Genomic DNA, 6,384 nt, shown 5'->3' on the forward strand with positions numbered 1-6,384 from the left:
ACTCCCTTATCCGGAATCCACGGCACCCGCAACCGCCGTGAGCTCAGGCTAGGGCACCGGCAGATCCGGCAACAGGGTCTGTGGACCCGACGGGCGCAGGCACCGGCGCCCGTGCCGGCAGCCGTCCGAGGCCCGCCACGAGATCGGCCTGGCTCCCGCAGAGTGCGATGCGGATCCAGCCCTCGCCGATGGACCCGAACGCCGTGCCGGGGGCAAATGCCACACCGTGGTCCGCCAGGAATCGCCGTGTCCAGGCCCGGACATCCCCGCCGCTGACGTGGGACACGTCCGCCCAGAGATAGAACGCGCCCTGGGCCGTGAGGTAGGGGATGCCGTGGGAGCGCAGCACCGCGGAGGCCGCGTCACGGTTGGCCCGGTAATGGGCGTGGGCATGGCTGACGTAGTCCTGGGGGCCGGTCAGCGCCGCAAGCGCGGCGTACTGCGACGGTGAGGCCACGCAGGACACGATCGCCTCCATGACGTTGTTCATCTTCTGTTCCAGCCCCGGAGGGCAGATCAGGGCGCCAATGCGGAGCCCGGTCAGCCCGTACGTCTTGGACAGTGTCAGCGACGTGAACACCCGGGCCTCACCCGGAACCTCGCTATCGAAGCGGGCGGGGCTGACGTGCGGGACGTCGTAGGTGAACGCCTCGTAGCATTCATCCGAGATGATCCACAGATCGTGCCGCCGTGCGAGCTCGACGAGCCGGCGGGTGAGGTCCTCGCCCAGGACGGCGCCGAGAGGGTTGGACGGCGAATTCAGGATCAACACCTTGGTTCGCGGGGTGATGAGTGCCTCGATGTCCTCGATCCGCGGCTGGAAATCGTGCTCCGGGTACAGCGGGTAGCGGACGGGGATGGCGTGCAGGAGGCTGCTCGTCATCGCGAAGGTGGGGTAGCCGGGGTTGGGGATGAGGATCTCGTCGCCGGGGGAGAGCAGCAGGCTCATGGCGAAGTGCAGGCCTTGCTGGGCGCCGTCGACGACGTACACGCGGTCCGCGCCGACCGGCGTCGCGTTGTGTTCGCGGAACCGGGCGGCAAAGGCCTCACGCAGCGCCGGGATCCCGGCGTTGGGCGTGTAGTTGGTCTCATCGCGCTCAAGGCAGGCCATGCCGGCTGCCAGGACGTGGCGGGGGACCGGGAAGCCCGGCTCGCCGATACTCAGTACGATCGCGCCGGGCGTTCCCCAGGCGGCTTCGGTGATCTCGCGGATCTGGTTGATCGGGACGTCGCGGACATGTGCGGCAAGCTCGGGCATGTCTGCCATCCTAACGGCCGCTGTCCGGGTTCGGGGCGGAGGGGCCGGGCTGGCCCGCATATACTGGGAGGCGTGCTTTCTGGACTGGTGATAGTGGACAAGCCGCAAGGCTGGACCAGCCACGATGTGGTTGGGCGGATGCGGCGGATCGCCGGTACCCGAAAGGTCGGCCATGCCGGGACGTTGGATCCGATGGCTACGGGCGTCCTGGTGCTGGGCATCAACAAGGCCACCCGGCTGCTGACCTACATCGTGGGCACCTCCAAGACCTACACCGCAACGATCCGCCTGGGCGAGTCGACAGTGACGGACGACGCCGAAGGCGAGGTCACAGCCGCCCGCAGCGCCGCCGCGATCACCGGGGACGCCATTCGCGCCGGCGTCGCGGCCCTCACCGGCGCGATCGAGCAGGTCCCCAGCAGCGTCAGCGCCATCAAAGTCAACGGCGAACGTGCCTACGCCAGGGTCCGGTCCGGTGAGGAAGTCAAGCTCGCCGCCCGGCCGGTGACCATCCATCGTTTCGAGGTCCACGAGATCCGCAGTGTCCGTGGTGGCGAGGCACTGGACGTGGACGTCACGGTGGAATGCTCCTCCGGAACCTACATCCGCGCCCTGGCCCGCGACCTCGGCGAGGCACTCGGCGTCGGAGGCCACCTGACTGCGCTGCGCAGGACCCAAGTGGGTCCCTACACCCTCGACCAGGCGCGCACCCTCGAGCAGTTGGCGGAGCAGTTGGACATTCTGGACATCTCCGACGCAGCCCGGGCGCTCATGCCGAACCGCGAACTCAGCGATGAGGAGACCACCGAGATTTCGTTCGGCCGCAGAATCGCGGCCGGGGCCGCCGCCGGCACGCCGGACGCGGCGACCGCGGACAAGCCGGCAGCGGCATTCGCGCCCGACGGCACCCTCGTGGCGCTCCTGGCCGACGCCGGGAGCTACGCCAAACCCGTCCTGGTCTTTGCTCCGGACAACGACAAGCAGGCGAAGAGCGGCGACGACAAGCAGGCCGGCCGGTAGTGGACGCGTATTTTTACATCATCCTGGTCGTTGGCCTGGTGTCGACCATCATCTGCGTCGTCGCGGGCATCATGAAGAAGGCGCCTAACGACACCACGATCCTCTCGGTGGCCGCCGTCGAGCTTTCTCTCCTGGTTTATCTGATCGGATCCATTGTCCGGGTGGCCGCCGGCGAGCAGATCGCGGGGGAGCCCTGGGAGTTTTGGGGCTACCTGGCGACCGCCCTGCTCCTGCCGTTTGGTGCCGTGTACTGGGCCATCCTGGAGCGGACCCGCTGGAGTAACTTCGTCCTGGCCGCCGTGGGCGTGACCGCCATAGTAATGGCCGCCCGCATGAACCAGATCTGGTACTGACATGGAAGAGGCAAAAAACGTGAGCGCAAAATCCTCGCAGGACGGCACGGAGCAGTCCGGCGCCGCCGCGACGGAAGCTGTTCCGGCGCGGACCAGTACCCGCAACACCGGACCCGGCCGGCTGCTGATCGCCGTCTACGCCGTCTTCGCAATTTCGGCAACGGCCCGGGCGGCCTACCAGATTCTGACGAAGTTCTCCGAAGCGCCGCTGGCGTACCTGCTGTCCGCCTTCGCCGCCGTCGTCTACATCGTGGCGACGGTCTCCCTCGCGAGGCCGGGACGCACGGCGTTCAAGGTCTCTGTCGCGGCCGTCCTGGTGGAACTGGTCGGTGTCCTCGTTGTGGGGGCACTGAGCGTGTTCGACTCGGTCAACTTCCCGCATGAGACGGTCTGGTCCTTGTTCGGCCGCGGCTATGGGTTCATCCCGCTGCTGCTGCCGATCCTGGGACTGATCTGGCTGTACCGGCGGCGGCCGGCGAAGGGCGCCTGACCAGTTCCGGCACGGCCTAGCTGTTCGGCGCCGCAGGCGGGTCCAGCTCCTGGAACAGGGTGAGCTGCAATCCGGCCGCACCGGTCAGCCGTGAGTTCAACGACCGCCAGGGCGTCTCCCGCGGCTCGGCGATCAGTTCACCGCCGGCCGCGATGAGGTCCGCTGTGACCCTTGCGGAGTCGTCCACTTCGAAAGCAATCCGGATCCGCGCGCTGGGCCGGCCGTCCGCCTCCACCCGGTCGATCATCCTGACTTGTGCGGGGTTGGACAGCTCCAGCGTGGCCCGGCCGGCCTCGAGGATGGTGATGCGGGCATCGCCCTCGGCCGCGACGGCCTCGTGCTCCTCGAGGCCGAGCACATCACGATAGAACCTCACCGCCGCGTCATAATCCTCGGCCTCCACAACGAGGCGCAACTGGCGGACCCGGGGCGTCCTACGGTGTTCGTTGGTCATCCACGCAGTCTAGGACGGGTCCAGAATCTCCAACAGCCTGCGGTGCAGGTCGGGCCACGCGGTTCCGAAACCGGGGTGCAACTTCTTGTCGCCCACACCCTCGAGCGGCACCCACTGGAGCTCAAGGCTTTCGGGGTCGCTGATTGCGGCGTCGAACGGCTTGAGCGCTTCGGCGACGACGGTCGTGTAACGCCAGTAGCCGACGTCGAACACCGACGTGAAGAGGACCCGGACGTTTTCCGGGGGTACGGCCGCCTCTTCGCCCGCCTCCCGGAGCGCTCCGTCGACGGCTTCCTCACCCTGGTGGAGGGCACCTCCGGGCAGTCCCCATGTGCCGCCCTGATCGCTCCAGAGGGCGCGGTGCTGCAGCAGGACGCCTTTTCCGGCGTCGTGGACCAGGAGCCCCGCGGAACCGAACCGCCCCCAAAACCGCCCGCGGTCGCCTTCGACCCACGCATCCCCGGGGTCGCGGGGACCCATGGGCCGTCGCGGCTCGCCGGACAACGGACCTGCGAAAGGTGATTCCCCGGGCTGAGGGGCGAAGATGCGTTCCATGCGTACAGCTTGCCACGCCCCGCACTGCGCGGTGGCGGGCGGCGTACGAAGTGTTACGCCCGGGTCCGGCGGGCTTCGGCCCGGCTTGTTGCGGGCTCTTTGGGGGCTTCTTGTTTGGGGGAGGTGCCCCGGGACAGCCCACTGCGGCGCTGACAATGCAGCCCGAACCGGCCGGCGATCATTTTGTCATACCCCTTTGGCAGGGTGGGATTATGGAAGCCGTTGGAGAGTTCTTCCCGGATCCGGCCGCCGAGCCGGGGTTCGTGATGGGTTCCGGGGCGCGGTCTGTGGCTGCTTCCGGGAGGCCTGTCTTGCGTCCCGGGCCGGCCGGCGATCATTTTGTCGTACCCCTTTGGCAGGGTGGGGTTATGGAAGCCGTTGGAGATTTCTTCCCGGATCCGGCCGCCGGGCCGGGGTCCGTGATGGGCTCCGCGGCGGGGTCTGTGGCTGCTTCCGTCGCGGCTTCCGGGAGGCCTGTCTTGGGGCCCGATCCGGCCGGTGACCATTTTGTCGGACCCCTTTGGCAGGGTGGGGTTATGGAAGCCGTCGGAGATTTCTTCCCGGATCGGGCCGCCGGGCCGGGGTCCGTGATGGTTTCCGGGTCGGTTTCCGGGTCGGGGGTCGCGGCTGTGGTGGGCCGGGCTGTGGCGTTGCTGCGTGCCGCGGCCGGGGACGCACATGCGGATGCGGCGCTGTTTGATTTTTTCGAGGCGGCCGATTTCGCCGAGCTGGTCGAGGGCCTGGCGTGCACGGCCGAGCATTTGCAAATCATCGCCGCGGCCGCGGTGGACCGGACCCGCCGCGAGGCGGCCGCGGCCCACAAGGCACCCGCCGGTTGGGGCACCGATCCCAACACCGGCACCGAAACCGACACCCGCCCAGACACCCGGCCAGACGCCGGGGCCGGAACAGACGCCGCGATATCCGCCGGGGCCGGGCGGGCCGCGGGCTGGCTGACCGGCTGGACCGAGGCACCGGCCATCTCCGCCACCGGGACGGGCCCGGCCGGAGTGTTTGAGGCCGGGGTGTCGGCGGCCGCGGTGTGTGCGGTGGCCGATGACGGGTACCGGAACACGGCGGAGTTCCTTCGCGGCCGGCTGCGGATCAGCGCCCCGGAGGCCAGGCGGCGGCTCACGCTCGCGGCCGGGGTCCTGCCGCGGGCCGGGATGACGGGCCAGGCCCTGCCGCCGGCCCGGCCCGAACTCGCCGCCGCGGTCGCCGCCGGGATCGTCGCGTCGCGCACTGCGACGATCATCGCGCTGTCCCTGGAACGGGCCGGGCATGTGGCGCCGCCGGCCGCGGTGGACCGGATGGAACACGCCCTGACCCGCACCGCGGTGGAAAACGACGCCGATTTCCTGGCCCGGGTCGCGCGGCGCTGGCTCGATGCCCTGGACCAGGACGGGCCCGAACCCTCCGAGGAACTGCTGCGCCGGCGCCAGGGCGCCTTCATCCGCCAGCCCCGGCACGGGCTCCACCACGTGGAAATCTTCGCCACCGCGGACCAGTACGAACACCTCGCCACCGTCATGAACCTCGCCACCAACCCCCGCCTCCCCGGCCCCGGCGACACCGAAACGGCCGGCACCCCGGACAGCGGTCCGGGTACAGACGGCGCCCCCGGAGACGGCACCGCCGACGGCCCGGACAGTAGCCCGGCCTCGAACGCGAGGGCCGGGGCGTCAGACAGCGGCGGGGACGGGCCGGACCCGGTCGCGGCCAGGCTGGACCCCCGCACCCGCCCGCAGCGGCTCCTGGACGGCCTGATCGGGGCCTGCAAGGCCGGCCTGGCCGCCGGAACCCTGCCCGCGGCCGGAGGGCTCCGCCCGCAGATCATGGCCACCATCAACTACCGCGACCTCCTGGACCAGCTCACCCCCACCGGCCTCACCCCCACCGGCGCGGGCAAGGGCCCGGGCACCGGCGCCCCCGGCACCACCGGCACGGACGGCCGGGGCGGCACAGACAGCCCAGGTGGGGCTCTGCCGGGGACCGGTTCGCTGCTGTTCACCGGCCCGGTCACCGCCTCGACCGTCCGGAAGATCGCCTGCGACGCGGACATCATCCCGGTCCTGCTCGGCACCGCAGGACGGGTCCTGGACATCGGCCGGGCCTCCCGGATCTTCCCGCCCCACATCCGCAAGGCCCTGATCGCCCGGGACCAGGGCTGCGCATTCCCCGGCTGCACCATCCCCGCCTCCTGGTGCGAGGCCCACCACATTGACTACTGGTCCCGCGGCGGCAGCACCGGCAC

7 protein-coding genes are annotated in these 6,384 nt (G+C 70.0%); 4 read left to right on the forward strand and 3 right to left on the reverse strand.

Translation table 11 applies throughout. The features are described from left to right. Nucleotides 1-43 precede the first annotated feature (43 nt). Nucleotides 44-1,258, reverse strand: a complete 1,215-nt coding sequence (locus CFN17_RS13920) for a pyridoxal phosphate-dependent aminotransferase (protein WP_208748365.1) — start codon at nt 1,256-1,258, stop codon at nt 44-46. Between the two features lie 72 nt (nt 1,259-1,330). Between CFN17_RS13920 and truB the strand changes: the two genes are divergently transcribed. The 3 genes from truB to CFN17_RS13935 are packed head-to-tail and all read left to right on the forward strand — an operon-like array spanning nt 1,331 to nt 3,121. Beyond that, nucleotides 1,331-2,278: a tRNA pseudouridine(55) synthase TruB gene (gene truB / locus CFN17_RS13925; protein ID WP_208748366.1), complete on the forward strand. Its 948-nt coding sequence runs from the start codon at nt 1,331-1,333 to the stop codon at nt 2,276-2,278. After that, a complete protein-coding gene (locus tag CFN17_RS13930; RefSeq protein WP_208748367.1) occupies nt 2,278-2,631 on the forward strand; it encodes a hypothetical protein in 354 nt (117 codons plus the stop codon). The genes truB and CFN17_RS13930 overlap by 1 nt, the downstream gene beginning before the upstream one ends. Nucleotide 2,632: 1 nt before the next feature. Then, nucleotides 2,633-3,121 (forward strand): hypothetical protein, encoded by a 489-nt coding sequence (locus tag CFN17_RS13935; RefSeq protein ID WP_208748368.1) that lies wholly within the window; start codon nt 2,633-2,635, stop codon nt 3,119-3,121. A gap of 16 nt (nt 3,122-3,137) precedes the next feature. Here CFN17_RS13935 and CFN17_RS13940 read toward each other — a convergent pair whose 3' ends face one another. Continuing rightward, on the reverse strand, nt 3,138-3,575 hold the full coding sequence (locus tag CFN17_RS13940; RefSeq protein WP_208748369.1) for a VOC family protein: 438 nt from the start codon (nt 3,573-3,575) through the stop codon (nt 3,138-3,140). A 9-nt stretch (nt 3,576-3,584) separates the two neighbouring features. Next, nucleotides 3,585-4,130 (reverse strand): NUDIX domain-containing protein, encoded by a 546-nt coding sequence (locus CFN17_RS13945; RefSeq protein ID WP_208748370.1) that lies wholly within the window; start codon nt 4,128-4,130, stop codon nt 3,585-3,587. Nucleotides 4,131-4,666: 536 nt separating this feature from the next. Between CFN17_RS13945 and CFN17_RS13950 the strand changes: the two genes are divergently transcribed. Then, nucleotides 4,667-6,384 (forward strand): HNH endonuclease signature motif containing protein (locus tag CFN17_RS13950; RefSeq protein WP_208751503.1); only part of this gene is annotated, 1,718 nt, incomplete at its 3' end.

This window comes from Arthrobacter sp. PM3 (genome assembly GCF_003352915.1).
Classification (GTDB): domain Bacteria; phylum Actinomycetota; class Actinomycetes; order Actinomycetales; family Micrococcaceae; genus Arthrobacter.

What these genes read in the sequence shown, in the direction of transcription:
- CFN17_RS13920 (WP_208748365.1), bottom strand. Translation starts at nt 1,258, where the DNA reads ATGCCCGAGCTTGCCGCACATGTCCGCGACGTCCCGATCAACCAGATC.
- CFN17_RS13935 (WP_208748368.1), top strand. Translation starts at nt 2,633, where the DNA reads ATGGAAGAGGCAAAAAACGTGAGCGCAAAATCCTCGCAGGACGGCACG.
- CFN17_RS13940 (WP_208748369.1), bottom strand. Translation starts at nt 3,575, where the DNA reads ATGACCAACGAACACCGTAGGACGCCCCGGGTCCGCCAGTTGCGCCTC.
- CFN17_RS13945 (WP_208748370.1), bottom strand. Translation starts at nt 4,130, where the DNA reads ATGGAACGCATCTTCGCCCCTCAGCCCGGGGAATCACCTTTCGCAGGT.